Annotated in this window: 25 protein-coding genes; 2 read left to right on the forward strand and 23 right to left on the reverse strand. The window is 71.5% G+C overall.

Annotated features, from left to right (window positions below; translation table 11 throughout):
* Positions 1 to 11: 11 nt before the first annotated feature.
* The 16 genes from gloA to MWM08_RS16420 all read right to left on the reverse strand — a co-directional run bounded on the left by gloA (position 12) and on the right by MWM08_RS16420 (position 15,796).
* Positions 12 to 407 carry a lactoylglutathione lyase gene (gene gloA / locus MWM08_RS16345; protein WP_244407562.1) on the reverse strand — a complete coding sequence of 132 codons (396 nt, stop codon included), beginning with the start codon at positions 405 to 407 and terminating at the stop codon, positions 12 to 14.
* Positions 404 to 1,258, reverse strand: a complete 855-nt coding sequence (locus tag MWM08_RS16350) for an LpxI family protein (protein WP_244407563.1) — start codon at positions 1,256 to 1,258, stop codon at positions 404 to 406. The genes gloA and MWM08_RS16350 overlap by 4 nt, the downstream gene beginning before the upstream one ends.
* A complete protein-coding gene (gene lpxA / locus MWM08_RS16355) occupies positions 1,255 to 2,097 on the reverse strand; it encodes an acyl-ACP--UDP-N-acetylglucosamine O-acyltransferase (protein WP_244407564.1) in 843 nt (280 codons plus the stop codon). The genes MWM08_RS16350 and lpxA overlap by 4 nt, the downstream gene beginning before the upstream one ends.
* A 3-nt stretch (positions 2,098 to 2,100) precedes the next feature.
* Positions 2,101 to 2,577, reverse strand: coding sequence for a 3-hydroxyacyl-ACP dehydratase FabZ (gene fabZ, locus MWM08_RS16360; protein WP_244407565.1), 477 nt, complete (start codon positions 2,575 to 2,577; stop codon positions 2,101 to 2,103).
* Positions 2,574 to 3,617 carry a UDP-3-O-(3-hydroxymyristoyl)glucosamine N-acyltransferase gene (gene lpxD, locus MWM08_RS16365; protein WP_244407566.1) on the reverse strand — a complete coding sequence of 348 codons (1,044 nt, stop codon included), beginning with the start codon at positions 3,615 to 3,617 and terminating at the stop codon, positions 2,574 to 2,576. The genes fabZ and lpxD overlap by 4 nt, the downstream gene beginning before the upstream one ends.
* Before the next feature lie 2 nt (positions 3,618 to 3,619).
* Positions 3,620 to 4,384 (reverse strand): OmpH/Skp family outer membrane protein, encoded by a 765-nt coding sequence (locus tag MWM08_RS16370; RefSeq protein WP_244407567.1) that lies wholly within the window; start codon positions 4,382 to 4,384, stop codon positions 3,620 to 3,622.
* 18 nt (positions 4,385 to 4,402) lie between these two features.
* Positions 4,403 to 6,715: an outer membrane protein assembly factor BamA gene (gene bamA / locus MWM08_RS16375; protein ID WP_244407568.1), complete on the reverse strand. Its 2,313-nt coding sequence runs from the start codon at positions 6,713 to 6,715 to the stop codon at positions 4,403 to 4,405.
* A gap of 476 nt (positions 6,716 to 7,191) precedes the next feature.
* Positions 7,192 to 8,292 carry an RIP metalloprotease RseP gene (gene rseP / locus MWM08_RS16380; protein ID WP_244407570.1) on the reverse strand — a complete coding sequence of 367 codons (1,101 nt, stop codon included), beginning with the start codon at positions 8,290 to 8,292 and terminating at the stop codon, positions 7,192 to 7,194.
* Positions 8,293 to 8,321: 29 nt separating this feature from the next.
* Positions 8,322 to 9,503, reverse strand: coding sequence for a 1-deoxy-D-xylulose-5-phosphate reductoisomerase (dxr, locus tag MWM08_RS16385; RefSeq protein ID WP_244407571.1), 1,182 nt, complete (start codon positions 9,501 to 9,503; stop codon positions 8,322 to 8,324).
* The gene (locus tag MWM08_RS16390) at positions 9,500 to 10,357 is read right to left on the reverse strand and encodes a phosphatidate cytidylyltransferase (protein WP_341482869.1); all 858 of its coding nucleotides are present in this window, start codon (positions 10,355 to 10,357) and stop codon (positions 9,500 to 9,502) included. Before MWM08_RS16390 ends, dxr begins: the two co-directional genes overlap by 4 nt.
* Positions 10,354 to 11,097: a polyprenyl diphosphate synthase gene (uppS, locus tag MWM08_RS16395; protein ID WP_244407573.1), complete on the reverse strand. Its 744-nt coding sequence runs from the start codon at positions 11,095 to 11,097 to the stop codon at positions 10,354 to 10,356. The genes MWM08_RS16390 and uppS overlap by 4 nt, the downstream gene beginning before the upstream one ends.
* Positions 11,098 to 11,169: 72 nt before the next feature.
* A complete protein-coding gene (frr, locus tag MWM08_RS16400) occupies positions 11,170 to 11,736 on the reverse strand; it encodes a ribosome recycling factor (RefSeq protein ID WP_244407574.1) in 567 nt (188 codons plus the stop codon).
* A gap of 114 nt (positions 11,737 to 11,850) precedes the next feature.
* Positions 11,851 to 12,576 (reverse strand): UMP kinase, encoded by a 726-nt coding sequence (gene pyrH, locus MWM08_RS16405; RefSeq protein WP_244407575.1) that lies wholly within the window; start codon positions 12,574 to 12,576, stop codon positions 11,851 to 11,853.
* 211 nt (positions 12,577 to 12,787) lie between these two features.
* Positions 12,788 to 13,726: a translation elongation factor Ts gene (tsf, locus tag MWM08_RS16410; protein ID WP_244407576.1), complete on the reverse strand. Its 939-nt coding sequence runs from the start codon at positions 13,724 to 13,726 to the stop codon at positions 12,788 to 12,790.
* Between the two features lie 63 nt (positions 13,727 to 13,789).
* Positions 13,790 to 14,581, reverse strand: a complete 792-nt coding sequence (gene rpsB, locus MWM08_RS16415) for a 30S ribosomal protein S2 (protein WP_244407577.1) — start codon at positions 14,579 to 14,581, stop codon at positions 13,790 to 13,792.
* Positions 14,582 to 14,824: 243 nt separating this feature from the next.
* On the reverse strand, positions 14,825 to 15,796 hold the full coding sequence (locus tag MWM08_RS16420; protein WP_244407578.1) for a Bug family tripartite tricarboxylate transporter substrate binding protein: 972 nt from the start codon (positions 15,794 to 15,796) through the stop codon (positions 14,825 to 14,827).
* A gap of 270 nt (positions 15,797 to 16,066) precedes the next feature.
* Between MWM08_RS16420 and MWM08_RS16425 the strand changes: the two genes are divergently transcribed.
* Positions 16,067 to 17,668, forward strand: a complete 1,602-nt coding sequence (locus tag MWM08_RS16425) for an alkaline phosphatase D family protein (RefSeq protein WP_244407579.1) — start codon at positions 16,067 to 16,069, stop codon at positions 17,666 to 17,668.
* Positions 17,669 to 17,693: 25 nt separating this feature from the next.
* Here the strand turns inward: MWM08_RS16425 and MWM08_RS16430 are convergent, their stop codons facing one another.
* The 6 genes from MWM08_RS16430 to MWM08_RS16455 are packed head-to-tail and all read right to left on the reverse strand — an operon-like array spanning position 17,694 to position 22,520.
* Entirely contained in the window at positions 17,694 to 18,503 is an 810-nt protein-coding gene (locus tag MWM08_RS16430) for an aspartate dehydrogenase (protein WP_244407580.1), read from the reverse strand.
* A 50-nt stretch (positions 18,504 to 18,553) separates the two neighbouring features.
* A complete protein-coding gene (locus MWM08_RS16435; protein ID WP_244407581.1) occupies positions 18,554 to 18,871 on the reverse strand; it encodes a hypothetical protein in 318 nt (105 codons plus the stop codon).
* 56 nt (positions 18,872 to 18,927) lie between these two features.
* Positions 18,928 to 19,410: a cyanase gene (gene cynS, locus MWM08_RS16440; protein WP_244407582.1), complete on the reverse strand. Its 483-nt coding sequence runs from the start codon at positions 19,408 to 19,410 to the stop codon at positions 18,928 to 18,930.
* A gap of 28 nt (positions 19,411 to 19,438) precedes the next feature.
* The gene (locus MWM08_RS16445) at positions 19,439 to 20,299 is read right to left on the reverse strand and encodes an ABC transporter ATP-binding protein (RefSeq protein WP_244407583.1); all 861 of its coding nucleotides are present in this window, start codon (positions 20,297 to 20,299) and stop codon (positions 19,439 to 19,441) included.
* Positions 20,300 to 20,303: 4 nt separating this feature from the next.
* Positions 20,304 to 21,152, reverse strand: coding sequence for a nitrate ABC transporter permease (gene ntrB, locus MWM08_RS16450; RefSeq protein WP_244407584.1), 849 nt, complete (start codon positions 21,150 to 21,152; stop codon positions 20,304 to 20,306).
* 3 nt (positions 21,153 to 21,155) lie between these two features.
* A complete protein-coding gene (locus tag MWM08_RS16455; protein WP_244407585.1) occupies positions 21,156 to 22,520 on the reverse strand; it encodes a CmpA/NrtA family ABC transporter substrate-binding protein in 1,365 nt (454 codons plus the stop codon).
* Positions 22,521 to 22,742: 222 nt separating this feature from the next.
* Between MWM08_RS16455 and MWM08_RS16460 the strand changes: the two genes are divergently transcribed.
* A complete protein-coding gene (locus MWM08_RS16460) occupies positions 22,743 to 24,506 on the forward strand; it encodes a DEAD/DEAH box helicase (RefSeq protein WP_244407586.1) in 1,764 nt (587 codons plus the stop codon).
* Positions 24,507 to 24,560: 54 nt separating this feature from the next.
* Here MWM08_RS16460 and MWM08_RS16465 read toward each other — a convergent pair whose 3' ends face one another.
* Positions 24,561 to 25,346: an SDR family NAD(P)-dependent oxidoreductase gene (locus MWM08_RS16465; RefSeq protein WP_244407587.1), complete on the reverse strand. Its 786-nt coding sequence runs from the start codon at positions 25,344 to 25,346 to the stop codon at positions 24,561 to 24,563.
* Positions 25,347 to 25,364: the final 18 nt, after the last annotated feature.

A 25,364-nucleotide genomic window follows, 5' to 3' on the forward strand; every position in this document is an offset into this window, starting at 1 on the left:
CCCGCCTGCCGCTACCGCTGGATCAGCTCGATCTTGTAGCCGTCGGGGTCTTCCACGAAGGCGATGATGGTGGTGCCGAACTTCACCGGCCCGGCTTCGCGCGTGACCTTGCCGCCGCCGTTGCGCACGGCCTCGCAGGCCGCGGCCACGTCCGGCACGCCGACCGCCAGGTGGCCGAAGGCGGTGCCCTGTTCGTACTTGTCCACGCCGTAGTTGTAGGTGAGCTCGATTTCGCCCTGGCCTTCCGCGTTGCCGGTGCCGTAGCCCAGGAAGGCCAGCGTGTACTTGCCGTCCGGCACGTCGCGGCGGCGCAGCTCCTTCATGCCGAGCAGGTTCGTGTAGAAGGCGATGGAGCGGTCGAGGTCGCCCACCCGGATCATGGTGTGCAGGAAGCGGCCGGTGGTCATGGGGTGGTTCCTTCCGAATACTCCGCGGGGTCGAAGGCGAGCACGAAGATGCCCGCCGCCGTCGCCCGCGCGATGGTTGCGTCGCGCTCCAGAAGGATGGTGCCGCCAGCCTCGAAGGCCAAGCCGCGCAGGCCGGCGGTGGCGGCATTCTCGACCGTGCGCGGGCCGATGGTGGGCAAATCCGCCAGGCGCGACTGGCCTGGCTTCAATGCCTTGACCAGAACGCCGCCGGGGCCTTCGCGTTGCAGCATGGCCGCGCGGGCCAGCATGGCGTCGGTGCCCTCGATGGCCTCCACCGCCAGGACCAGCCCCTGCTGCACCACGCAGCCTTGGCCCACGTCGACGGCACCGAGCGCGCGGCAGACGGCGATTCCGCGCTGGATGTCGGCGCGGGCGAGGTCATCCGGCGCCGCGCCGGCCAGAAGCGCGGCCGGGGGCAGCAGCCCGCCCAGCACCTGCTGCGCGCCCAGCACCTCGAACCCGTCCTCGGCCAGCACCTTCATCACGGCGCGCAGGATGGAATCATCGCCGGTGAAGGCGGCGCGCCCGATCCGCGCCAGCAGCTTCACCCCCGCCGCATCCGGGCGCAGCGACAGCACCGAAGGGCGCGACACGGTGCCCGCCAGCACCACCTGGCGCACGCCGTGACCCTTCAGCCAGGCCAGCATGGTCGCCGCCAGCCCCCAGCGGAAGGCCTGCGCCGTGAAACGCGGATAGGCGCGCGTATCGCCATGGCCTTCGAGCACGGCGACGATCACGGGACGGCCGGAGGCGGCGACGGCCTCGGCCACGCGCACCGGCAGCAGGCCGCCGCCGGCGATGATACCGAGCGGTCCGGGGTCGGGGCTCACGACCCCTCCCCGGGCTCCTCGTCGGTGCCGCCGAGTTCCGGCGCAGCCATGCGGCCCGGGCGCACGAGCTGGCGCCGGCGCGACGGGTCGCGCACGAAGGCCAGCAGTTCCTGCACCAGCGGTTCGGTGCCGAAGCGCGCCTCGACCTCGGGCAGCTTGCCGGCGAATTCGCCGGCATCCTTGAACAGCACCGTGTGCACGGCGCGCAGCGTGCGCAGCTGGTCGCGCGTCGCGCCCCGGCGCAGCAGCCCGATCCGGTTGAAGCCGACCAGGCGCGCGGGCAGGCCGAACACGTAGCCGAAGGGCGGGATGTCGTTGGTCACGCCGGCCATGCCGCTGACCATCGCGAGGCGCCCGACGCGCACGGTCTGATGCACCGCCGCGCCGCCGCCGATGAAAGCGCCGGGGCCGACCTCGACATGGCCGCCGAGCATGACGTTGTTGGCGAGGATCACGCCATCGCCCAGCACGCAGTCATGCGCGACATGGGAGGCCGCCATCAGCATGCAGTTGGCGCCGACCGTGGTGACGCCCGCCCCGCCCACGCTGGCGCGGTGCACCGTGACGCCTTCGCGCACCAGCGTGCCGGCGCCGATCTCGCAGCGCGTCGGTTCGTTCCGGTACTTGAGGTCCTGCGGCGCCATGCCGATCGAGGCGAAGGGGAAGACGCGCACGCCGTGCGCAAGGCGCGTGTGGCCGTCGATCACGGCATGGGCGATCAGTTCGACATCGTCGTCCAGGACCACGTCGGGGCCGACCACGCAGCCGGGCCCGATCACGCAGCCCTGGCCGATGACGGCGCCCGGGGCCACCGCCGCGGTCGGATGGATCTGCGCCATGTCTCAGCGGTCCAGGATCATGGCGGCGTAGGTGGCTTCCGCCACGACCTTGCCGTCCACCTTGGCCTCGGCTGTGAACTTCCAGATGTTGCCGCGCTGGCGCTGCTTGACGACATGCACGCGCATCTGGTCGCCCGGCACCACAGGCTTGCGGAACTTCGCGCTGTCCACGGTCATGAAGTACACGAGCTTGCCGGCCCAGTCCGGGCCCAGGGTTTCGACCACCAGCACGGCCGCGGTCTGCGCCATGCATTCGATGATCAGCACGCCGGGCATCACCGGCATGGTGGGGAAGTGGCCCTGGAAGAAGTTCTCGTTGATCGTGACGTTCTTGATGCCGATGCAGGAGACGTTCTTCACCAGCTCGACCACCCGATCCACCAGCAGGAATGGGTAGCGGTGCGGGATCGCGTGCATGATCTGCGCGATGTCGTAGGTGCCGACCTCGGTGGCCGCGCTGGTGGTGTCGTCGGTCGTCATGCCGTCCCGCCCGTCTTGTCGCTTCCTTTGGGCGCCACCTGGCGCCGCAGCCATGCGAAGGCCTTGAGTGTCTCGCGCGCTGGCCAGGCGGGGCTGCCCACCACGTCGATGCCCGCGGGCACGTGGTTCATCACCCCGGCCTGCGCGCCGACGCGCGCACCGTCGCCCAGCGTAATGTGGCCGGTGATGCCCGCCTGAGCGGCGACCACCACGTAGTTGCCCAGTTCCGACGATCCCGCGATGCCCACCTGCGCCACGATCACGCAGCCGCGCCCGGTCTTCACGTTGTGGCCGACCTGCACCAGGTTGTCGAGGCGCGTGCCCGGCCCCAGCACGGTGTCCCCGCCGGCGCCGCGATCGACGCAGGCATTGGCGCCGATCTCGACGCCATCGCCCAGGATGACGCGCCCGACCTGTGGAACGGTGACGTGGTCGCCCTGCTTCGTGGTGACGAAGCCGAAGCCCTCGTTGCCGACGCGCGCGCCTTCGTGCAGCACCACCCTGGCGCCGGCGAGGCAATGCAGCAGGGAGGCATGGGCGCGCAGGATGGACCCGGCGCCCAGCACGCAGCCAGGCCCGACCACGGCATGGGCGTGCAGAATGCAGCCCGGGCCGATCTCGGCCCCGGCACCGACCACGACGAAGGGGCCGATCTCGCAGCCCTCGCCGATCGTGGCGTCGGGCGCGATGGCGGCGGTGGGATGGATGCCGGCCACCGCAGCGGGGCGCGGATGGAACAGCGCGGCGGCGCGGGCGAAGGCGAGTTGCGGCGCATCGGCCACCAGCGCGGCGCAACCCTCGGGCACGGCGTCCCGTGCGTCGGCACCCACCAGCACGGCGCCGGCGCGGGAGTCGCGCAGCGCGGCCAGGTGACGCCGCCCTTCGCAGAAGGCCAGGTCCTGCGGCCCGGCCAGGTGCAGCGGCGCGACGCCGGTCAGCACGCGGCCGTCATCCGCGCCGACCTGCGCGCCCGCGGCCTCGGCGATGGCGCCAAGGCCATGGGGGCCGCGCGCGGGGAAGAAGCGCGGGTCGGCCCCCATGCTCAGTTCCGCCGCGGCGGCTGGGCCGGCGGCGTGCCGCCGGGACGCGCCGGGGCGGCCGCCGGGCGGGGCGCCTCGCCGGGCTCGGGCGGCAGCGTCACGCTCGGGATCATGCGGTTGAGCTGGGCCGCGACTTCCTCGGTCAGGTCGAAGGGCGGGTCGTTGAAGATGACCAGCGGGCGCGGCAGCACGATGTTGACGTTGCGGCTGCTGGCAACCTGGCGGATCACCACGCCCAGCGCCTGCTCGATTTCGCGCAGTGCGGTCTGGGCCAGCTGTTCGATCGCGGCGGCGCGGTCGCGCAGCGTGCGCTGGCTGTCGGTGATGCGGTCCTGCAGGTCGCGTTCGCGGTTGCGCAGCTGCTCGGGCGAGAGGCTGCCGCGCTCGGCGGCCAGGCGCTGCTGTTCATCGCGCCAGCGCTGCTGTTCGCGCTGCAGGTCCTCGTTCAGCCGGGCGCGGCGCGTCTCGATCGCCTCGCGCACCTGGGTGAAGGCGGAGGAGACACGCTGGATCTCGGGCACGTCCACGATGCCGATGACCGGCGCGGGCGGCGGCTGCCCGGGGGCCAGCGGCGGAGGCGTCGGCGCCGGGCGCTGGGGCGGCTGGGCCGGGCGCTGGGGCTGCTGCGCCTGCTGTGGCGGGCGCTGGCCCTGCGCAGGCTGCCCCTGCTGGGGCTGGCCGGGTACGAACCACTGCTGCTGGTTCTGCGCGGCGGCGGGAAGAGCGACCGCGGCGCCGAGCAGCGCCACAGGGAGGAATCGGAACATGTCGGTCGAAACCTTGCTTCAGAAACGGGTGCCGAAGCCCAGGCGGAAGACCTGCGTCTCGTCGTAGGACTTCTTCACCAGGGCCTGCGCCAGGTCGATGTTGATCAGGCCGATCGGGCTGCGCCAGGAGATGCCCACGCCCGCACCAACGCGCGGGGACGAATCGTCGCGCACGCAGTTCGGGAAGGTGGTCGGGCAGCCGGTGTCGTTAACGCTGTTGGGCAGGCCGTAGTTGCCGCCCGCGTCGATGAAGGCCCGGCCGATGAAGCCGAGTTCGGCGGGCAGCGGCAGCGGGAAGCGGAACTCGGCCGAGGTGGTCCAGAGCGTCTGGCCGCCGAGCGCGTCGTTGGTCGAGACGTCACGCGGGCCAGCACCACCCAGGGCGAAGCCGCGCAGATTCTCGCCGCCCAGGAAGAAGCGGTCGACGATGCGCGTGTCGTTGTCGCCATAGGGCACGAGGTAGCCTGCGCCGGCTGCGAGCACGAGCACGTAGTCGTTGTCGCCGAGCAGCCGTTCGAACGGGATGTAGTACTGCGCATCGCCGCGGAAGCGCACGTAGGAGACGTCGCCGCCCAGGCCCGCCCAGTCCATGCCGCCGCGGATGACGTAGCCGTCGCGCGGTTCGACGCGACTGTCGCGCCGGTCGTAGGTGATTGTGGTCGAGACCTGGCTGAGCAGCGTGCGCCCCGCCTGTTCCTGGATGAAGCGCGACGTGTTCGGGTCCACGTCGGTCAACTCGCGGTCAACCAGCGAGTAGGACCAGGACTGGCGCAGGCGTTCGTTGATCTCGTAGCCCATGCGCAGCGCGAAGCCGGCGCGGCGTTCGTCGTAGCCCGACGTGTCCTGCAGGTTGCGCGACACCAGGAAAATGTCGGCGCCGGCCGCGAGGTTGCGGTCGAGGAATTGCGGGTCGGTGACCGAGACGTCCACCTGGCTGCGCCGCTGCGCCAGCGTCACGTTCAGGCGCGCATCGACGCCGGTGCCGAGCAGGTTGCGTTCGCGCAGGCCCACGTCGGCCAGCAGGCCGGCATCGGTCGAATAGCCGCCGCCGATGGTGAATTCGCCCGTCGCGCGCTCCGTCACCTGCGTGTTCAGGATGACGCGGTCGGGGGCCGAGCCCGGTGCGGAATTGATCTGCACATCCGAGAAATAACCCAGTGAGCGGATGCGTTCGCGCGACCGGCGCACCTGCTGCACGACCAGCGGGTCGCCCTCTGCCAGGCGGAATTCGCGGCGGATCACGCGGTCCTGGGTGCGGGTATTGCCGGTGATGTCGATGCGCTCGACGAAAGCGCGCGGGCCCTCGGTGATGTCGAAGGTCAGGTCGACGGTGCGCGCCTCGCGGTTGCGCACCACGCGCGGTTCCACGTTGGCGAAGGGGAAGCCGCGGGTGGCGAGCAGTTCGGTCAGCTGCGTGTCGGCGCGCTCCACCGCGTCGCCGTCGTACCAGTCGCCGACCGACAGCGGCACCTCGCGCTGCAGCCCCGCGGGGTCGAGGCCGCGCAGCGAACTGGTGATCTCGATCTTGCCGATCCGGTAGCGTGGGCCTTCGTTGATCGTATAGGTCAGGAAGAAGCCACTGCGGTCGGGCGCCAGTTCGGCGGTCGCGCCGGTGATCTCCACATCCGCATAGCCCTGGCGCAGGTAGAAGCGGCGCAGCAATTCGCGGTCAAAGGCGAGGCGATCCGGGTCGTAGTTGTCCGAGGTGGACAGCAGCCGGTACCAGGCCTGTTCGCGCGTCGCGATGATCTCCTTCAGGCGGCTGTCCGAATAGCTTTCGTTGCCGACGAAGCCGATGCGCGAGACGAGCGCGATATTGCCCTCGGTGATCTCGAAGACCACGTCGACGCGGTTCTGGTCGAGCTCGATGACCTTGGGTTCGACCGTCGCGCCGAAGCGGCCACGGCGGGCATAGATCTCGAGGATGCGCTGGCGGTCGGCCTGCGCGGCGGCTGGGGTGAAGACGCCGCGCGGTCGCAGCTGGACCTCGCCGCGCAGCACTTCGCTGGTGACGCGGCGATTGCCTTCGAAGCCCACGCGGTTGACCAGTGGGTTCTCGACCACGCGCACGATGACGCGGTTGCCCTCGGGCCGGATCTCGACATCGCGGAACAGGCCGGTGGCGAACAGCGCGCGCAGCGAGCGGTCGAGCCGGTCGGCATCGGCCGGTTCGCCCGGCTGCACCAGCATGTAGGAGCGAATCGTATCGGCTTCGATTCGCTGATTGCCCTGAACCTCGATGGTGGCAACGCGCCCTGGCGCCTGCGCCGAGGACGGGAGCGCCATCACGAGGGCGGCGAGGACGAAAAGGAGGGTGCGGAGCCTGGTCAACGAATCGGCACCTGATGTTGTGGCGGGCAGCGGGGGCCGGACACTAGCCGAGGGTCCCCCCCAGGGAAACCCCGGAGGTTTCGTGCGCCATCATGCGCCGGGCGCCGGCATGCGCCAGCTTGGCTTGCGCGCCGTGGACTGGCACCCAGGGGGCCGCGGGCAAGTTGGGCGCGCTCGCGCCTTGCGCTCCCCGATCGCTGCGCGATCGGGGTTTTTGCATGCCCTCACGCGCCGGGCGCCGGCATGCGCCAGCTTGGCTTGCGCGCCGTGGACTGGCGCCCAGGGGGGAGCGGGCAAGTTGGGCGCGGTCGCGCCTTGCGCTCTCGGATCGCTGCGCGATCCGCCGTTCCTGGTCCCTCAGATGCGCGCTTGGCTTACGCCGAACACCGTCGCTCCGGCATGGCTGGCGATCCGGACGTGGTCGCGCCCTCCGCGCCCGGATCGCGGCAGGGATCCGGGCGAAGGGGCGGGTGGTGCTACCCGAGCAGACCGCTCACCCAGCGCACCACGCCGAGCTGCGTCAGGTCGTTCCAGGTCGCGAAGATCATGAGCGTGATCAGCAACGCGAAGCCGCCGCGGAAGGCGTATTCCTGCGTGCGCGCCGTCAGTGGCCGGCCGCGGATCGCCTCCGCCGCATAGAACACCAGGTGGCCGCCATCCAGGATCGGGATGGGGAACAGGTTGATCAGCGCCAGGTTCACCGACAGGATCGCGATGAAGGAAACCAGGGTCAGCACGCCCATGTCGGCGACCTCGCCCGACAGCTGCGCGATGCGCAGCGGCCCGCCGATCTCCTCGGTGCCGCGCTGGCCGGTGATCATCTGCCACACGCCCACCAGCGTCTGGCCGGACACCGAGACCATGTGCCAGGTGCCCTCGAGCACCGCGTTGAAGGGGTCGAGCTTCTCGCGTTCGATCGCCCCGCCCGTCACGCCCAGCATGCCGCGACCGTCATCGGGGCGCGCGACAGGGGTGGCGACCACCTTCATCTCGGCATCGCCGCGGCGCAGCAGGATCTCGACCGGCTGGCCGGCGCGGCCCTGGATGTGGCGCTGCAGCTGGTCGAAGCGCGCGATGCGCTCGCCATCCAATGCGACGATGCGGTCGCCGGGCACCAAGCCGGCGCGCTCGGCGGCGGACCCCGCCACCACGGTCTGCACCGCGGTCGAACCGACCGGCTTGCCATGCGTGGCGAAGACCACCGCGAACAGGATGGCGGCGAGCAGGAAGTTGAAGGCCGGACCCGCGGCAACCACGATGGCGCGGTCACCGACCGACTTTTCGTGGAAGCTCTCGCCGGCGCGGAAGCTGCCAGGTTCTGGCGGCGTATCCCCGGCATGCTCCATGCCGTGCATCTTCACGTAGCCGCCCAGCGGGATCCAGCCGATCCGCCATTCGCAGCCGCGCTTGTCGTTCCACGACGCGATGGCGCGCCCGAAGCCGATCGAGAAGCGCTCCACATGCACGCCGCGCCAGCGGGCCGCCAGGTAGTGCCCAAGCTCGTGCACGAAGATCAGGACGCCCAGCACCACCACGAAGGCGAGGATGGTGCGGAAGGGGTCGGGCAGGAAATCCATCGCGTCCAGTTCCTTGGGCGTCGGGCCCGTCAGGCCGCGACCCGTTCCGCGGCGATCCTGGCCGCTTCGTCTCGTGCAGCGGCATCGAGCGCCAGGATGGCCCCCAATTCACTGGCCGCCGGCGCCCCGAGCCGCGCCAGCGCCTCCTCGACCACCACGGCGATGTCGAGGAAGCCCAGGCGACGGTCGAGGAACAGGCCCACGGCCACCTCGTTCGCTGCGTTCAATATGGTGGTCGCCCCGCAGCCCGCCCGCAAGGCCTCCCGCGCCAGGCGTAACGCGGGAAAGCGCACGGGGTCCGGGGCGAAGAAGTCAAGCCGGCCGAGCCCGACCAGGTCGAGCTTCGGCACCGCCGCCGCCATGCGCGCCGGCCAGGCCAGAGCATGCGCGATGGGCGTGCGCATGTCGGGCGACCCGAGCTGCGCCATCACCGACCCGTCCGAATAATGCACCAGGCCATGCACGGTGGATTGCGGGTGGACCAGCACCTCGACCCGGTCCTCTGGCACCGGGAACAGGCGGACGGCCTCGATCAGTTCCAGGCCCTTGTTCATCATGGTGGCGGAATCGACGCTGATCTTGGCCCCCATGGACCAGACCGGGTGCTTCACCGCGGCCTCGGGCGTGACGGCGGCCATCTGCTCGAGCGGCATGGTGCGGAAGGGGCCGCCGGAGGCTGTCAGCACGATCTTCTCGACGGTGGCGTAGGGGTCGGTGCCGCCGCCGCGGGCCTCCAGCGCCTGGAAGATGGCGTTGTGTTCGGAATCGACGGGCAGCAGGGTCGCGCCGGCGGCGCGGGCCACCGCCAGGACGATTTCGCCGGCGCATACCAGCGCTTCCTTGTTGGCAATGGCGACCACGCCGCCGCGGCGCAGCGCCGCCAGCGTAGCGGGCAGCCCGGCCGAGCCCACGATGGCCGCCATGGTCCAGTCGGCGGGGCGGGCGGCGGCGTCCACCACGGCCTCGGGGCCGGCCGCGGTCTCGATGCCGCTGCCGGCGAGCGCATCGCGCAACGCCGCCAGGCAGGACGCGTCGGCCACCACCGCGAGGCGCGCGCCCAGCCGCCGCGCCTGGGCCGCAAGCCCCGCCACGTCGCGGTTCGCGACCAGCGCCTCGACGCGGAAGGTCCCGGGCGCCGCCGCGTCGATCAGCGCCACCGTGCTGCGCCCGACCGACCCGGTGCATCCGAGGATGGTGATGCTGCGCGTCATCGCCACAGCGGCTGCCCCTGCCCCAGCGCGAAGGCGAGCAGCGCGGCAACGGGGGCTGCCGCGATCACACCGTCGAGCCGGTCGAGCAGCCCGCCATGACCGGGGATGAGGGACGAGGTGTCCTTCACGTCGAAGCGACGCTTGATCCAGCTCTCGATCAGATCGCCCGCCTGCGCCATGACGCCCAGCATGGCCGCGACCGCTGCCGCGCGGGAAGCCCCCCCGGGGGCGAGCACCGCCGCCGTGGCGACGCCCACCAGCACCGCCGAGGCCAGCCCCCCCGCTGCCCCCGACCAGGTCTTGTTGGGCGAAATCGCGGGAGCGAGCTTCGGCCCGCCGAAGGCGCGCCCCGCCATGTAGGCACCGATGTCCGACGCCCAGACCACCAGGAACAGGAACAGGACGTTGGCGCGCCCGGCATAGTTGTCGTGGCGCAATTCGATCAGCGCGATGCCGGCGATGCCGATATACAGCACACCCGCCGCCAGCCAGCCCGCCGGCTGCTGCGGGCGGTCCGGCCCGCGCATGCGCGCCGCCGTCCACCAGGTGAGCGCCCACCCGATGGCCAGCGCGACAAGCGCTGCGCGCGGATGCTCCGCCACCGCCAGCACGCCCGCGGCGAGCACCGCGACCGGCACCGCCAGGCCCGGCAGCACCCGCGTGCGCAGGCCGCACAGATGCACCCATTCCCAGGTCAGCAGCGCCACCGCGATGGCGATCAGCAGCGTCCAGGGTTCCGCGCCGAGCCAGATGCAGGCCAGCGCCGCCGGCCCCAGCACGAGCGCCGACAGGAATCGCCGGCGCAGGTCCCGCCAGCGCTTCCCGGCATCCGCGGGGATGGCCGCCTGGCTCAGGACCGTGCTCCGTAGCGGCGTTCGCGGCGGCGGAAATCCTCGATCGCCTGCGCCAGGTCCCGCGCGGCGTAGTCCGGCCACAGCACGTCCTGGAAGACGAATTCGGCATAGGCTGCCTGCCAGAGCAGGAAGTTCGACAGCCGCTGCTCGCCCGAGGTGCGGATGATCAGGTCCGGGTCCGGGATGCCCGCGGTCTGCAGCAGGGTGGCGAAGCGGGCCTCGTCCAGCGCCTCGGGGGCGAGGCGCCCCGCCGCGGCCTCGCGCAGCGCGGCGCGGACGGCCGACAGGATCTCGTCCCGCGCGCCATAGGACAGCGCGACGTTCAGGTTGAGCCGCGTGCCGCCGGCGGTCGCTTCCTCGGCGGCGCGGATGGCACGCACCATCTCGGGGCCAAAGCGCGCGTAGTCGCCGATGATGCGCAGGCGCACGCCTTCCTTGACCAGGGTGGCGACCTCGGCGCGCAGGTACAGCCGCAGCAGGCCCTTCAGCGCCGAGACTTCCTCAAGCGGGCGGCGCCAGTTCTCGGAGGAGAAGGCGAACAGAGTCAGCCAGGTCACGCCGAGGTCGGCGGCGGCCTCCACCGTGCGTCGCGCGGCCTCCGCGCCGGCCTTGTGGCCGAGTGCGACCGGCAGGCCGCGCCCCTGCGCCCAGCGCCGGTTGCCGTCCATGATGATGGCGACATGCGCGGGGGCGGCCGGCGGGGCCGCAGGCAGGCGCGCGGGCTCGCTCAGCGCGCTCATGCGCGCTGTCCCCCGGTCCCTGCCCTGGCCCGTGCTGAGCCCAACGCCCTTCTCCGTGCCTGTGCCGCGCGGTCAGACCGTGCGGATGTCCTTTTCCTTTTCGACCAGCGCGGCATCCACCTGCTTCACGTACTGGTCGGTCAGCTTCTGGATCTCGGTCTCGGCCTGCTTGACCTCGTCCTCGCTGGCCTCGTGCTTCTTGATCCAGCCCTTGGCCTGCTCCATGCCGTCGCGGCGCACGCCGCGGATCGAGACACGGGTCTGTTCCGCATAGCGTGCGGCGGCCTTCGCCAGGTCGTTGCGGCGCTCGGTGGTGAGCGGCGGCAGCGGCACGCGGATCACCTGGCCCTCGGCCTGCGGGTTGAGGCCGAGGTTCGCCTCGCGGATCGCGGATTCGACGGCCTTGGTCAGCGCCTTGTCCCACACCTGCACCGACAGCAGCCCGGGCCCGGCGACGGAGATGTTCGCGACCTGGTTGAGCGGCGTCACGGACCCATAGGCCTCGACCCGGATCGGTTCGAGCAGCGCGGGGCTGGCACGGCCGGTGCGCAGGCCCTGGAATTCCTTTTTCAGCGTCTCCATCGCGCCATCCATACGGCGCGTCAGGTCCTGCTTCAGGGCCTTGATGTCGGCGGCCATGGGGCGGTCTCCCTCAGAGTGTACGACGAAGGCGGAGCGGCGAGGCCCTGCCCGCCGGACCGGTCGGTCTGTCTGCGGGCCGGCAGGCGCGGACGGGCATGCTGTCGCGGTCTCTCAGTGCTGGTGTTCGTGGACGGTGGTGAAGCGGCCCTCGCCCTTCATCACTGCGGTGAAGGCGCCGGGCTCGTGGATGTTGAAGACGATGATCGGCAGGTGGTTCTCGCGCGCCAGGCTGATCGCGGCCGCATCCATCACCGCGAGGTCGCGCGCGAGCATATCGAGGTAGGTGAGCGTGACGTAGCGCTCGGCATTCGGGTTCTTGCGCGGGTCGGCGGAATAGACGCCGTCCACCTGCGTGCCCTTGAGCAGCGCGTTGCAGCCCATCTCGGCCGCGCGCAGGGCGGCGGCGGTGTCGGTCGTGAAGAAGGGGTTGCCCGTGCCGGCGGCGAAGATCACCACGCGGCCCTTTTCCATGTGTCGCGTCGCGCGGCGGCGGATGAAGGGTTCGCAGACGGACGACATGGGGATGGCGGATTGCACGCGCGTCGGCACGCCCACCTTCTCGAGCGCGGATTGCATCGCCAGCGCGTTCATCACGGTGGCGAGCATGCCGATCGAATCGGCCTGCGCACGATCCATGCCGGCCGCCGCACCGGAGACGCCCCGAAAGATGTTGCCGCCGCCGATCACCATGCAGACCTCGACCCCGAGGCCGACCACGCCGCGCACATCCTCGGCGATGCGGCGGCAGACCGCGGTGTCGAGCCCGTAGTCGCGATCGCCCATCAGGGCCTCGCCGGAGACTTTCAGCATGACGCGCTTGTAGGCTGGCTCGCTCATGGGTGGCGCTTGGCGTCTCGCTGTGACTGGGGCGCGCCCATATAGGCGCCGCCCAGGGGAACGGGCAAGGCGCCGGGCAAGGCGGCGGGGATCGGGCGGCGGGGAAGCATGCGGCGCGACATGTGGCGCGCAAAAGCGGCGGGACCGGGGCAGGCCCCGGGGCCGCGGTCGAAGCCGGCGCGGAGAGGCTGTCCGCGCCGGCGCCGGGATCTCAGGCCTGGCCGGCGGCCGCGGCCACCTCGGCGGCGAAGTCGGAGGCCGCCTTCTCGATGCCTTCGCCGAGCTGGTAGCGGGCGAAGCCGGTCAGGTTGCCACCCGCCTTCTTCACCACTTCCTTCACGCGGCTCTCGCCGTCATGGACCCAGACCTGCTCGAGCAGGACCACTTCCTCGTAGTACTTGCGGATGCGGCCCTCGACCATCTTCTCGATGATCGCCTCGGGCTTGCCGGAGGCGCGCGCCTGCTCGCTCAGCACGTCGCGCTCGCGCGCCAGCGCCGAGGGATCGACGGCGGAGGCATCGAGCGCCTCCGGCCGGGCGGCGGCGACATGCATGCCGATCTGCCGGCCGAGCGTCTCGAGCGCGTCGATCTCCGTCGCGCCTTCCAGCGCCACCAGGACGCCGATCTTGCCCATGCCCGGCTTCACCGCGGAATGGACATAGGTCGCGACCGCGCCAGAGGAGACATGCAGGCGCTTGGCGCGGCGGATCGACATGTTCTCGCCGATCGTGGCGATCAGGTGCGTCAGCTGCTCGCCCACCGTACGGAAGGACTGCCCGCCCTCGACCAGGTCGACCGACCCGGGGTAGCGCGCGGCCTTGATCGCCTCGATGTCGTCACCCACCGTGAGCACGAGCTCCGCCACGGCCGCGCAGAAGGCCTGGAAGTGCTCGTTGCGCGCCACGAAGTCGGTCTCGGCGTTGATCTCGACCATCGCGGCCGTGCGCGGCGCGGATGCAACCGCCACCAGGCCTTCAGCCGCGACGCGGCCGGACTTCTTGGCTGCGGCCGACAGGCCCTTCTTGCGCAGCCAGTCGATCGCGGCCTCCATGTCGCCGCCCGCTTCGACCAGCGCCTTCTTGCAGTCCATCATGCCCGCGCCGGTCTTCTCGCGCAGGTCGCGGACCATTGCCGCAGTGATCTCGGCCATCGGAGTGCTCCGTGGTTGCCAGGTGAAAAGGGGGAACCGGGGCCGCGCGGGCCCCGGCCGGTCTCAGGCCTGGGCCGGTGCCTCGACGGGCGCTTCGGGCAGGGCCTCGGGCAGCAGCTCGGGTGCCAGGTCCTCGGCGGCGCCGACATCGACGCCCGAGGCCTGCATCTCGGCCGAGATGCCGTCCAGCACGGCGGAGGCGATGCTGTCGCAATACAGCGTGATGGCGCGGATCGCGTCGTCATTGCCCGGGATCGGGTAGGTCACACCCTCGGGGTCCGCGTTGGAGTCGACCACGGCAATGACGGGGATGCCAAGCTTGTTGGCTTCCTCGATCGCGAGCTTCTCCTTCACGGTGTCGATCACGAAGATGATGTCGGGCAGGCCGCCCATTTCCTTGATGCCGCCCAGCGCGCGCTCGAGCTTTTCCTTGTCGCGCGTGAGCATCAGGACTTCCTTCTTGGTCAGGCCGGTGGTGTCACCGCCCAGACGCTCGTCCATCTGCTTCAGGCGCTTGATCGAGCCCGTGATCGTCTTCCAGTTGGTCAGCATGCCGCCGAGCCAGCGGTGGTTGACGTAGTACTGGCCGCAGCGCGTGGCGGCTTCCGCGACATAGTCGGCCGCCGCCTTCTTGGTGCCCACGAACAGAACGCGCCCGCCGCCGGCGACGGTGTCGCGCACGGCCTTGAGCGCACGCTCCATCATCGGCACGGTCTGCTGCAGGTCCAGGATGTGGACCTGGTTGCGGATGCCGAAGATGTAGGGCGCCATGCGCGGGTTCCAGCGGCGCGTATGGTGGCCGAAATGGACGCCTGCCTCGAGCAGGGCACGCAGGGTGACTTCACGCATCGCCATGGGGCGAGCCTCCTTCCAAAAGTCCGGTTGAGCCTCCGCGGTGCATCCCCCGTTGCCGGGGACCGGACCCTGCCTGTGTGGGAAGGGTGCGCCGCGTGCGGATTTACCGGCCGGGGCGGACCCCGTCCGGCGCGGGCGATATGGCGGAAAGACGGGCGCGGGGCAAGCCCCGGCCGGTGTGTCGGCGCGCCGCGGGCACCCCATGGCGCCGCGGCGGGCCGGGGCGCGGGCGACCCGCAGCGGCTATTCGGGGCGGATCCCGGCGCGTTCGGCCGTGGCGCGGATGGCGGCGCGCTCGCGGTCCAACCAGGCGGCGAAGCCCTCGGGGGTCTGGTCGGATTCGGCCACGATCTCCGCCCCCAGTTCCGCCTGGCGGGCGCGATAGGCCGGGTCGGCCAGGCCGCGCCGCACCGCCGCCGACAGCGTGGCCACCACCGGCGCCGGCGTGCCGGCCGCCGCCACCAGCCCGGCCCAGGATCCGCCGGTCAGGTCGAGCCCGCTCTCGATCAGCGTGGGGGCGTCGGGTGTGATCGGCATGCGACCGGCCGAGGAGACCGCGAGCAGACGGACCTGTCCGCCGCGGACCAGCGGCAGCACGGTGCTGATCTCGGCCATCACCAGCGGGATGTTGCCCGCCACCACGTCCGGCACCGACATCGAGGACCCGCGATAGGGCACGTGGGTCAGGCGGATGCCGGCCGCGACCATCATCTGCTCGATCAGGAAATGCGTGGCACTGCCCTGGCCGGAGGAGCCGATCGAGATCGCCCCCGGCCGGGCCCGCGCCGCGGCCAGCATGTCGGCCACGCTGCGCCAGGGGCTGTCGGCGCGCACGCTGAGCGTGACAGGGCTGCGGCTGATCATGGCGACGGCGGCGAAATCCTTCGCCGGGTCGTAGGCCAGCCGCGCTTGCAGCACCGGCGCATTGGTCAGCGGCCCGTTCGACCCCAGCAGCAGCGTATGGCCGTCGGGCGCGGATTTCGCGACCGCATCGGCGCCGACGGTCCCGCCGGCACCGGCGCGGTTGTCGATCACCACCGGCTGGCCCAGCACGGGGGCCATGCGTTCGCCGATCATGCGCGCCTGGAGGTCGGAGGACGTGCCGGCGGCGAAGGGCACGACGATGCGCACCGGGCGGTCGGGGAAGGCCGCGCGGGCGGCGCGCGGGGCGACCAGCAGAGCGGGAGCGGCAAGCAGCAGGCGGCGGCCGGTCATGGCGTGGCGGTCCGCGCAGTCGTTGCGGATACGCCGGCAGGGGCTGCTGCGGCCGGGGGTGCGACGCGCCTGTCGCGCTGTGGGGCAGGAATCATGGCCGTCCTTCCGTCTGCGCGGGCGCTGGCGACCCGCTGCGGGACAGCATGGCAGGCCGTTCGGGCGCTGTCAGCGCGCCGGCCCCTGGCGCGCAGCCGCACGGTCACGCAGGCTTCACCCCGCGGCGCGGATGCCCCCGGGCAGTCTGCGCGGCACAGCACAGGACCGCCGCGCATGGACAGCACCGCCCGCCACATCCTCGACCTGTCGCGCCGCGGCCTGCTGCGCGGGGCGGGCGGGCTCGCGGCGCTGGCCGCGACGGTGGCCATGCCGCGCGCGGGCGCCGCCCAGCCGATGTTCCGGTCCTTCCCCTTCACGCTGGGGGTGGCGAGCGGAGACCCTGCGCCGGACGGCTTCGTGATCTGGACGCGGCTGGCGCCAGAGCCCCTCGCGCCCGACGGCGGCATGGTGCGCCAGGCGATGGAGGTGCGCTGGGAGGTGGCGGAGGACCAGCGCTTCGCGCGCGTGGTGGCCTCCGGCACCGCGATCGCGCGGCCGGAACTGGCGCATGCGGTGCATGTGGAGGTCACGGGGCTGGCGCCGGGCCGGCTGTGGTTCTACCGCTTCCGCGCCGGCACCGAGGCGAGCGCCACCGGGCGCAGCCGCACCGCGCCGGCCGCCGGGGCGGCGATGGACCGACTGCGTTTCGCCGTCGCCGGCTGCCAACACTACGAGCACGGCCACTTCACCGCCTGGCGGCACATCGCGGCCGAACCCGATCTCGACTTCGTCTTCCACTACGGCGACTACATCTACGAATACCGCGGCCGGGTGCCGGGCCAGCCCGGCTGGGGGCCGCTGGTGCGCCCGCATCTGGGCGAGGAGACCGTGGCGCTCGCCGACTACCGCCTGCGCTACGCGCAATACCGGCTGGACCCCGACCTGCGCGCTGCCCATGCGGCACACCCCTTCCTGGTCAGCTATGACGACCACGAGGTCGACAACAACTGGGCCGGCCTGCACAGCGAGGAGGATGGCCGCGGCCGCTTCCCCATCGCGGTGCCGCCGGAGGTCTTCGCGCTGCGCAAGGCGGCCGCCTTCCAGGCCTGGTACGAACACATGCCGCTGCGCCGCGCTGCACTGCCGCGCGGGCCAGACATCACCGCCTATCGACGGCTGGACTTCGGCAGCATGGCGCGGGTGAACGTGCTGGACACGCGCCAGTTCCGCGACGACCAGCCCTGCCATGACGGCGTGCGGCCCGCCTGTGCCGATGCGGCGCGGCCGGAGGCGCAGATGCTCGGGCCCGCGCAGGAAACCTGGCTTCTCGAAGGCCTGGCGGACAGCCCGGCGCGGTGGAACATCCTGGCCCAGCAGGTGCCCATGATGCGGCGCGTGCTGTCCGGCGGGGTCTCGATGGACAAGTGGGACGGCTATGCGGCGGCGCGCCAGCGGCTGCTGGACGGCATGGCGGCGCGGCGCACGGCAAACCCGGTGGTGCTGTCGGGCGACGTGCATGTGGCGCTGGCGGCGACCCTCCGCGCGCGGCCCGAGGATGCGGCCAGCGCGCCGGTCGCGACGGAATTCACCGCGACATCGGCGACCAGCGCGGGGGACGGCGTGGCGATGACGCCCGGTGGCGAGGAGCTACTGCGCCGCAACCCGGACATAACGCTGTTCGACGCACGGCGCGGCTATTGCGTGAGCGAGGCGACGGCCACGCGCATGACGACGGAGTTCGTGGCCCTGCCTTTCGTCACGCGCGAGGGCGCGCCGCGCGAGACGGCAGCGCGGCTGGTGGTGGAGGCCGGGCGCGCCGGGGTGCAGCGCGTGTAGCGCCGCGCCATGCCGGCGGCTGCCGCTACGACCCGACCTTCAGCGTGCTGGTCAGCCCGCGCAGGCAGGCCAGGATGGACAGCGGCGTGATCTTGCCGGTGCGGGGGTTTTCTTCGCTGGGGACGTTCTCGATGGTCATGGTCAGGCGCGCCGCCGCGGCTTCGACGCGGATGGTGTGCTGGTTGCGGGTCTGCGCCGGGTCGGCCCAGATCTCGACCATGGTGCGCTCGGGGCCGATGCCGGCCAGCGCCAGCGCGGCGGCGACGTTGACGTTGGCGGGGAAGCCCTGCGCGGCGTCGAAGGCATTGCCCTTGAAGATGCGCGTGGGCGTGGTGATGGCCAGCACGTCGATGGCGTTCTGCTTGAGGTAGGGCGCGCCCTCCAGGCCGCGCGGCGGCTTGCGCGTTTCGATCGTGACGCTCTCGACCTCGCCCTCGGCGGCGGCGCGCACGGCATCGAGGCCGAGCAGCGCGCCTGTCGGGACGATGATGCGCGCGCCGGTCGCCTTGGCGCGGTCCACCAGGTGCATGCGCGGCAGCAGCGCGCCGACCGAGGACGGTACGAAGATACGCCCGGCCTCGATGGCGGCGGTAGCGATGTCCTCGAAGGCAATGGCCGGGGCGGCTTCCACCACGACGTCGCAGGCGGCGAGCTCGGCGTTCGAGACCACCATGGGCGGCACCTTGAAGCCGCCGACATTGGCCTGCGCCTTCTTGAGGTCGCGCGCGGAAACGGCCGCGAGGCGCAGCCCCTGCACGCCGGCATCCAGCGCGCGCGCAAGGTGCAGGCCGATCGCGCCGAGCCCCGCGATGCCGACTGTCAGGTCCTGTGCCATATGCGCCTCCGTGAATTGCGGCGCGGCGGTAGCACGGCGGCGCGGCGCTGTCAGCGCGGGGCGCCATCCACGATGCGGCGCGACACGAAGGACGAGGCGGCGACGCCGAGCCACACCGCCGCGGTGACGAAGCGTGCGATGCGCCGGGCGGGGTCGTCCTCGAGCAGCGCGCCCATGCCGATATTCGCCGTCGCGATGAACACGCCGAGCCACAGGAACAGCGTGAGCTGACGGCGGTAGGCCACCCGGAATTCGTCGCGGGTGCCGCGGAAGCGCGGCCGGGTCCAGCCGCCGGCGACCTTCCGCGCCTCGATGGGCTGCCAGATGGTCAGCACGACGCCGCAGATCAGGGCGATCAGTTCCAGCATGGTGGCCTCCGCCGCGCATCACAGCATGGCGCGCGGCGGGCCTCCAGGGCAGGGCGTTATTCTTCCTTGAAGCCGTAGGCCGGGATGCCCTGCTCGGCGCCGTAGTACTTGTAGGGCAGGAACTTGCCGGTCATCTCGATCTTCACGCGGTCGCCCTTCTCGTGCGCCATGCGTTCGAAGTGGAAGTCGAAGTCGATGGCGGACATGATGCCGTCGCCGAATTCCTCCTCGATCAGCGCCTTCCAGGCCGGGCCGTTGACCATCACCATTTCGTAGAAGCGGTAGATCAGCGGGTCGGTCGGCGGCATCTGCGTGCCGCGATGGGGCACTTCGTTGAGCATGCGCTCCTCGACCTCGGTCAGGCCGAACAGCGTCGCGGCCTTCTTCGCCAGCGGCTTGACCAGCTTCATCTGGCCGAGCAGCGCGCCCACGATCATGGTCGGCGACATGCCGCCGATCTCGTCGCAGATGTGCTTCCAGGTCCAGTTCTTCTCGCGCTTGATGTCGAGGATCTTCTCCGTGAGTTGCGCACGGGTCATGGCGTTCTCTCCTTGTGTGAAGGGTCGTCTATTCGGCGGCGAGCGGCGGCGGTTCGGCCACCGCGGGGGTGACTTCCGGCACGCCGCGCGGCGACCAGCCTGGCGGGGGCGCCTTGGCGTCGAACGCCTTCGATCGCGTGATCAGGAAGTCGAGCACGTGGTCGCGCAGCGCGTGGTAGCCGGGCATGTGGTGCAGGGTCGCGCGCGTGCGCGGCTTGGGCAGGGTGTTCACCACCACCTCGGCGATGCGCGCGCCGGGGCCGTTGGACATCAGCAGGATGCGGTCGGCCAGCAGGATCGCCTCGTCCACGTCATGCGTGATCATGAAGGCGGTCTGCTGGGTTTCGGTCACCAGCCGCGCGACCTCGTCCTGCAGCGACCCGCGCGTGAGCGCATCGAGCGCGCTGAAGGGCTCGTCCATCAGCAGCATCTTCGGGTTCAACGCCAGCGCGCGGGCGATGCCCACGCGTTGCTTCATGCCCCCTGAGAGTTCCGCCGGCTTGCGGTCGGCGGCATGGGTCAGGCCGACGCGCCTCAGCGCCTCGCGCGCCGCCGCGTCGCACTTGCCGCGCGACCAGTCGCGATGGCGGCAGGACAGCGCGAAGGCGACGTTCCCGGCGGCCGTCATCCAGGGCATCAGCGCATGGCCCTGGAAAATCACGGCGCGGTCGAGCGAGGGGCCGGAGATCTCGGTCCCGTCGACGATCACCGCGCCCTCGTCGGGGGTTTCCAGCCCCGCGAGAATGTTCAGGATGGTGGTCTTGCCGCAGCCTGAATGGCCGACCAGACAGACGAATTCACCGCGCGCCACGCCGAACCAGACATCCTCGAAGATGGTGGTGGGGCCGTAGCGCCGGGCGATGCCCTCCACGCTGACGTAGGTGGTCATGGCGCTACTCCCGCCACGCCACGGCATGCGCGACCAGCCCGAGCAGCCGGTCCAGCAGCAGCCCCACCACGCCGATCATCAGGATGGCGATGACGATGTCGGCGATCGACAGGTTGTTCCACTGGTTCCAGACCCAGTAGCCGATGCCCGTGCCGCCGACCAACATCTCCGCCGCCACGATCACCAGCCAGGCGATGCCGATGGAGATGCGCATCCCGGTCACGATCGTGGGCGCGGCCGCGGGCAGGATGACGCGGATCGCGGTCTTCGAGGTGCCCGCTTCCAGCGTGCGCGCCACGTTCAGCCATTCGCGGCGCACCGACGCCACGCCGAAGGCGGTGTTCAGCAGCATCGGCCAGATCGAGCAGATGAAGATCACGAAGATCGACGAGATCGCGCTGTCCTTGATGGTGTAGAGCGCCAACGGCATCCACGCCAAAGGCGAGACCGGCCGCAGCACCTGGATGAAGGGGTTCAGCGCGGCGTTGAGCAGTGGTGACATGCCGATCAGGAAGCCCAGGGGGATCGCCACGATCGCGGCCAGCGCGAAGCCGGCGCCGACGCGCAGCAGCGAATAGGCGATCTGCACGCCAATCCCCTGGTCGTTGGTGCCGCGTACGTAGAAGGGGTCGGCCAGCAATTCGACCAGGCGCTTGCCGATCGCCGACGGCCCGGGCATCGGCGTGGTGCCGCCCTGCGCCGCCGCCTGGCCGAGCAGCGCGGCGTATTCAGGGTCCACCGCCGCCCCGCTGCCGGCGACCGGCAGCACGGCGTATTCCCAGGCCATCAGCAGCACGGCCAGGATCAGCAGCGAGACGCTCGCCGCCCGCCAGAAGGGAACCTTGGCTGCCATGGATCAGGTGCGGATCGCGCGTTCGGTCCAGGCCGCCGGGTTCGCCGGGTCGAAGGGCTTGCCCATGATAGTCTCGATGCGCATCGGGCTGGCGGGAACGGGCAGGCCCTGGTCGCGCATCGCGCGCCCGGCATCGAGGGCGAGAAACACCTGCTCGGCCACCTGGGCGTAGTCGACATCGCGCTGCAACTGACCCCAGCGGCGCATCTGCGTCATGATCCAGATCGCCATGGAATGCCACGGGAAGGGGTCGAAGCCGATGCGGTCGGGCACGCGCTGCACGCGGCCCAGGCCATCGGCGAAGGTGCCGGTCAGCACCTGCTCGACAACCGTGGGCGGCTGGTTGAGGTAGTTCTGCCCGGCGATCGCCTGCGCCACCTCGCGCCGGTTCTCGGGCTTGTTGGAATAGGCGGTTGCCTCGACGATTGACCGCATCAGCGCCGCGAAGGTGTTGGGCGTATCGGTGATCATGGCGCGCGGCACGGCGAAGGCGCAGCACGGATGCCCGTCCCACAATTCCTTGGTCAGGATGTGGATGAAGCCGACGCCGTCGAACACCGCGCGCTGGTTGAACGGATCGGGGCCGAGGAAGCCGTCGATGTTGTCGGCGCGCAGATTGGCGACCATCTCGGGCGGCGGCACGGACCGGATCTGCACGTCGCGGTCGGGGTCGATCCCGTTCTCCGCCAGGTAGTGGCGCAGCAGGTAGTTGTGCATCGAGAAGTCGAAGGGCACGGCAAAGCGGAAGCCCTTCCAGTCGCGCGGGTTGCGCTTCTCGCGATGCTTGGTCGCCAGCGTGATGGCCTGGCCGTTGATGTTCTCGATCGCCGCCACCGCGAAGGGCTGCGGCTGGCCGACACCGACGCCGAGCGACATCGCCACGGGCATCGGGGCCAGCATGTGCGCCGCATCGTATTCGCGCGCGATGGCGCGGTCGCGGATCACCGCCCAGCCGGCCGTGCGGATGACCTCCACGTTCAGCCCGTGGCGCGAATAGAAGTTCATCGGATGCGCCATGATGATTGGCGTGGCGCAGGTGATCGGGATGAAGCCGATCTTGAGGTCGCGCTTCTCCGGCGCGCCGGTCGCCTGCGCCATCGCCTCGCGCGCGGTCGCCAGCGGGAAAACGCTCTCGATCGCCGCCACCAGCGTGCCGGCGCCGAACAGGCGCAGCATGGCGCGGCGCGTCGCATCTTCGGGGAAGACGGCCTTCATCACCGCGAGTTCGGCGGCTTCGCCCAGCGCGCCGGTGCCGTCGGCGGGCGCGTTGGCGGCGTCGCAGGCGAGGCCAGGTGCATGCACGGCGCCGCAGCCGCATGCGTCGAGCCGTGACTCGGCCGAGAAGGGATTGCTGAAGATACGCGCCATGGTGGCCTCCCGGTGACGCGGCCGATCTGGCCGTTGCCCCGGCGGGAGCAAGGGCCGTGCCGCCTACCGAATCGCCAGCCGCGCCCGGGCGTGACCGGCTCGTGGCTTTGTCGTTGTGCGTTTTGCTTAATTTTTGCGCATTTAGGTGGTGCGGCAGCCACCCGGCTTGACGCCGCGCGGCAGCAGGCACACCACACGCCCCGCTTCCGGACCCCCTGCCCCATGTCTTTCGATACCCTGCCCGCGCCGCTGCTGGCTGCGCTCTCCGCCCGCGGCTATGCCCAGCCCACCCCCGTCCAGGCTGCCGTGCTGCAGCCGGAGGCCGCCGGGCGCGACCTGCTGGTCTCGGCCCAGACCGGGTCCGGCAAGACCGTCGCCTATGGCCTGGCCCTGGCACCCGAGCTGATCGGCGAGGCCCCGCGCCTGCCGCCGGCCGGCGCCCCGCTGGCGCTGGTGGTCGCACCCACGCGCGAACTGGCCTTGCAGGTGAAGGCGGAACTGACCTGGCTCTTCGCCCCGGCCGGCGGGCGGGTCGTCTCCTGCGTCGGCGGCATGGACCCCGTGGCGGAACGCCGGCTGCTCTCCCAGGGCACGCACATCGTGGTCGGCACGCCCGGGCGCCTGCGCGACCACCTGGAGCGCGGCAACCTGGCCCCGGCCGCGCTGCGCGCCGTGGTGCTGGACGAGGCGGACGAGATGCTCGACCTCGGCTTCAAGGAGGAGTTGGAGGCGATCCTCGAGGAGACGCCGGCCGAACGCCGCACGCTGATGTTCTCGGCCACCGTGCCGCGCGGCATCGCCGCACTTGCCAAGGGCTACCAGCGCGACGCGCTGCGCATCGAGGTGGCGTCCGAAGGTGGCCAGCATGGCGACATCGACTACCGCGCCGCCGTCGTCGCACCGCACGAGATCGAGCGTGCCGTGGTGAATATCCTTCGCCTCGAGGATGCGCGCATTGCCATGGTGTTCTGCGCGACCCGCGCGACGGTGACGCGGCTGCAGGGCAACCTGTCGGAACGCGGCTTCTCGACCGTGGCGCTGTCGGGCGAACTCTCGCAGGCCGAACGCAATCGCGCCCTGCAGAGCCTGCGCGACGGCCGTGCGCGCGTGTGTGTCGCGACCGACGTCGCGGCGCGCGGCATCGACCTGCCGGACCTCGGCCTGGTGATCCATGCCGAATTGCCGCGTGACCCGGAGACGCTGCTGCACCGGTCGGGGCGCACCGGGCGGGCCGGGCGGAAGGGCGTGTCGGTGCTGCTGGTGCCTCATACGCGGCGCGGGCTGGCGCAGCGGCTGCTGGGCGCGGCGCGGGTGACCGCGACCTGGGCGCCGGCGCCCTCGGCCGAGGCAATCCGCGCGCGCGATGCGGAGCGGTTGTCGGCCCAGGTGGTCGCGCTGGCCGCCGAGGAACCGGCCGAGGAAGACCTGGCCGTCGCGCAGGCGCTGCTGGCCGACCCCGCCCTGGCCGAGGGCGGCGCGCAGGCGTTGGCCGCCGCGCTGGTGCGCGTGCTGCGCGCACCCCTGCCCGCGCCCGAGGAACTGACCGAGTTCAACGACCGCCCCGCGGTGCGCGACCGCCGTGACGCGACGCCGCGCACGGCGCATGACGGCGCGCGCGAAGCCCCGCCGAACCGCGAGCCCGGCGGCCAGGAAGGCATCTGGTTCCGCATGGATGTGGGTCGCAACGGCAATGCCGACCCGCGCTGGTTGCTGCCCTTCCTGTGCCGGCGCGGCCACGTCACGCGCCAGGAGATCGGGCGCATCCGCATCCTGGGCCGCGAGACGCAGTTCGAGGTCGCCCCCTATGCCGCCGCCCGCTTCGCCGCCGCGGCGCGCCGCGCCGAGGGCGAGGACGCGCACATCAAGGTCGAACCCATGCAGCCGGTGAAGGGCCCGCCGCGCCTGTCGCGCCGGCCCGAGGCGGCGCGGGCGGGCGCGGGCCGCAGCGATGCCGGCCCGCGCCCGGCGCCGAAACGTCGGCCCTGACGAACCGGACCGCGGCAGCGCGCAGGACGCGCGCCGCGCCGGCATTGCGGTACGCTAGACGACCGGCGAGGACCCGCCATCCACGTTGATGGCCGTGCCCGTCACGTAGCCGCCCATGTCGGAGGCCAGCAGCAGCGCCATGGCCGCGAATTCCTCGGCCTTGCCGATGCGCCCGAGCGGCACCGGCTTGCCCTGTTCGGCCTTCCATTCTTCCCAGGAGATGTTGCGCTTCTCCTGCGCGTGGCGGCGCACCCACTGGTCGCTCTCGATGATGCCGACCAGCATGGCGTTCACCAGCACGTTGTGGGGGGCGAACTCGTTCGCCAGCGCCTTGGTCAGCGCCATGCCGGCGGCGCGCGAGACGGAGGTCGGCGTGCTGGTCGCCTTGGGCGCCTTCGCGCCGATGTTCAGCACATTGATGATGCGGCCCCATTTCCGGTCGCGCATGCCGGGCAGCACGTGGCGGCACAGCCGAACGGCCGCGAACAGCTTGAGGTCCAGGTCGTCCTGCCAGAGCGCGTCCGACACGTCGAGGAACGGGCCCCGCTGGGAGGTGCCGGCATTGTTCACCAGGATGTCGACCTGGCCGAGCGCGCGCACGGCGCCGTTATAGGCCTGCTCGCAGCCTTCCACCGTGCGGATGTCGCAGGCTATGGCGACGACCTTGGCGGTCGGCGCGGCTTCGCGGATTTCGGCCTCGCCACGCGCCAGCGCCTCGGCACCACGGGCGACCAGGGCCACGTTGCCGCCGGCCTGGGCGAAGGCTTTGCCCATCGCGAGGCCGAGGCCCTTCGACCCGCCGGTGATGAGCGCGCTTCGCCCGTTCAGTGAAAGCTGCATGGATGTTTCCCCCGTGGA

It is taken from the genome of Roseomonas fluvialis (assembly GCF_022846615.1).
GTDB classification, from domain to species: Bacteria; Pseudomonadota; Alphaproteobacteria; order Acetobacterales; family Acetobacteraceae; genus Neoroseomonas; species Neoroseomonas fluvialis.

Coding starts and splice junctions, on each gene's coding strand:
- gloA (WP_244407562.1), bottom strand. CDS start 407: ATGACCACCGGCCGCTTCCTGCACACCATGATCCGGGTGGGCGACCTC.
- lpxA (WP_244407564.1), bottom strand. CDS start 2,097: ATGGCGCAGATCCATCCGACCGCGGCGGTGGCCCCGGGCGCCGTCATC.
- fabZ (WP_244407565.1), bottom strand. CDS start 2,577: ATGACGACCGACGACACCACCAGCGCGGCCACCGAGGTCGGCACCTAC.
- lpxD (WP_244407566.1), bottom strand. CDS start 3,617: ATGGGGGCCGACCCGCGCTTCTTCCCCGCGCGCGGCCCCCATGGCCTT.
- MWM08_RS16370 (WP_244407567.1), bottom strand. CDS start 4,384: ATGTTCCGATTCCTCCCTGTGGCGCTGCTCGGCGCCGCGGTCGCTCTT.
- rseP (WP_244407570.1), bottom strand. CDS start 8,292: ATGGATTTCCTGCCCGACCCCTTCCGCACCATCCTCGCCTTCGTGGTG.
- dxr (WP_244407571.1), bottom strand. CDS start 9,503: ATGACGCGCAGCATCACCATCCTCGGATGCACCGGGTCGGTCGGGCGC.
- uppS (WP_244407573.1), bottom strand. CDS start 11,097: ATGAGCGCGCTGAGCGAGCCCGCGCGCCTGCCTGCGGCCCCGCCGGCC.
- frr (WP_244407574.1), bottom strand. CDS start 11,736: ATGGCCGCCGACATCAAGGCCCTGAAGCAGGACCTGACGCGCCGTATG.
- pyrH (WP_244407575.1), bottom strand. CDS start 12,576: ATGAGCGAGCCAGCCTACAAGCGCGTCATGCTGAAAGTCTCCGGCGAG.
- tsf (WP_244407576.1), bottom strand. CDS start 13,726: ATGGCCGAGATCACTGCGGCAATGGTCCGCGACCTGCGCGAGAAGACC.
- rpsB (WP_244407577.1), bottom strand. CDS start 14,581: ATGGCGATGCGTGAAGTCACCCTGCGTGCCCTGCTCGAGGCAGGCGTC.
- MWM08_RS16420 (WP_244407578.1), bottom strand. CDS start 15,796: ATGACCGGCCGCCGCCTGCTGCTTGCCGCTCCCGCTCTGCTGGTCGCC.
- MWM08_RS16425 (WP_244407579.1), top strand. CDS start 16,067: ATGGACAGCACCGCCCGCCACATCCTCGACCTGTCGCGCCGCGGCCTG.
- MWM08_RS16430 (WP_244407580.1), bottom strand. CDS start 18,503: ATGGCACAGGACCTGACAGTCGGCATCGCGGGGCTCGGCGCGATCGGC.
- MWM08_RS16435 (WP_244407581.1), bottom strand. CDS start 18,871: ATGCTGGAACTGATCGCCCTGATCTGCGGCGTCGTGCTGACCATCTGG.
- cynS (WP_244407582.1), bottom strand. CDS start 19,410: ATGACCCGTGCGCAACTCACGGAGAAGATCCTCGACATCAAGCGCGAG.
- MWM08_RS16445 (WP_244407583.1), bottom strand. CDS start 20,299: ATGACCACCTACGTCAGCGTGGAGGGCATCGCCCGGCGCTACGGCCCC.
- ntrB (WP_244407584.1), bottom strand. CDS start 21,152: ATGGCAGCCAAGGTTCCCTTCTGGCGGGCGGCGAGCGTCTCGCTGCTG.
- MWM08_RS16455 (WP_244407585.1), bottom strand. CDS start 22,520: ATGGCGCGTATCTTCAGCAATCCCTTCTCGGCCGAGTCACGGCTCGAC.
- MWM08_RS16460 (WP_244407586.1), top strand. CDS start 22,743: ATGTCTTTCGATACCCTGCCCGCGCCGCTGCTGGCTGCGCTCTCCGCC.
- MWM08_RS16465 (WP_244407587.1), bottom strand. CDS start 25,346: ATGCAGCTTTCACTGAACGGGCGAAGCGCGCTCATCACCGGCGGGTCG.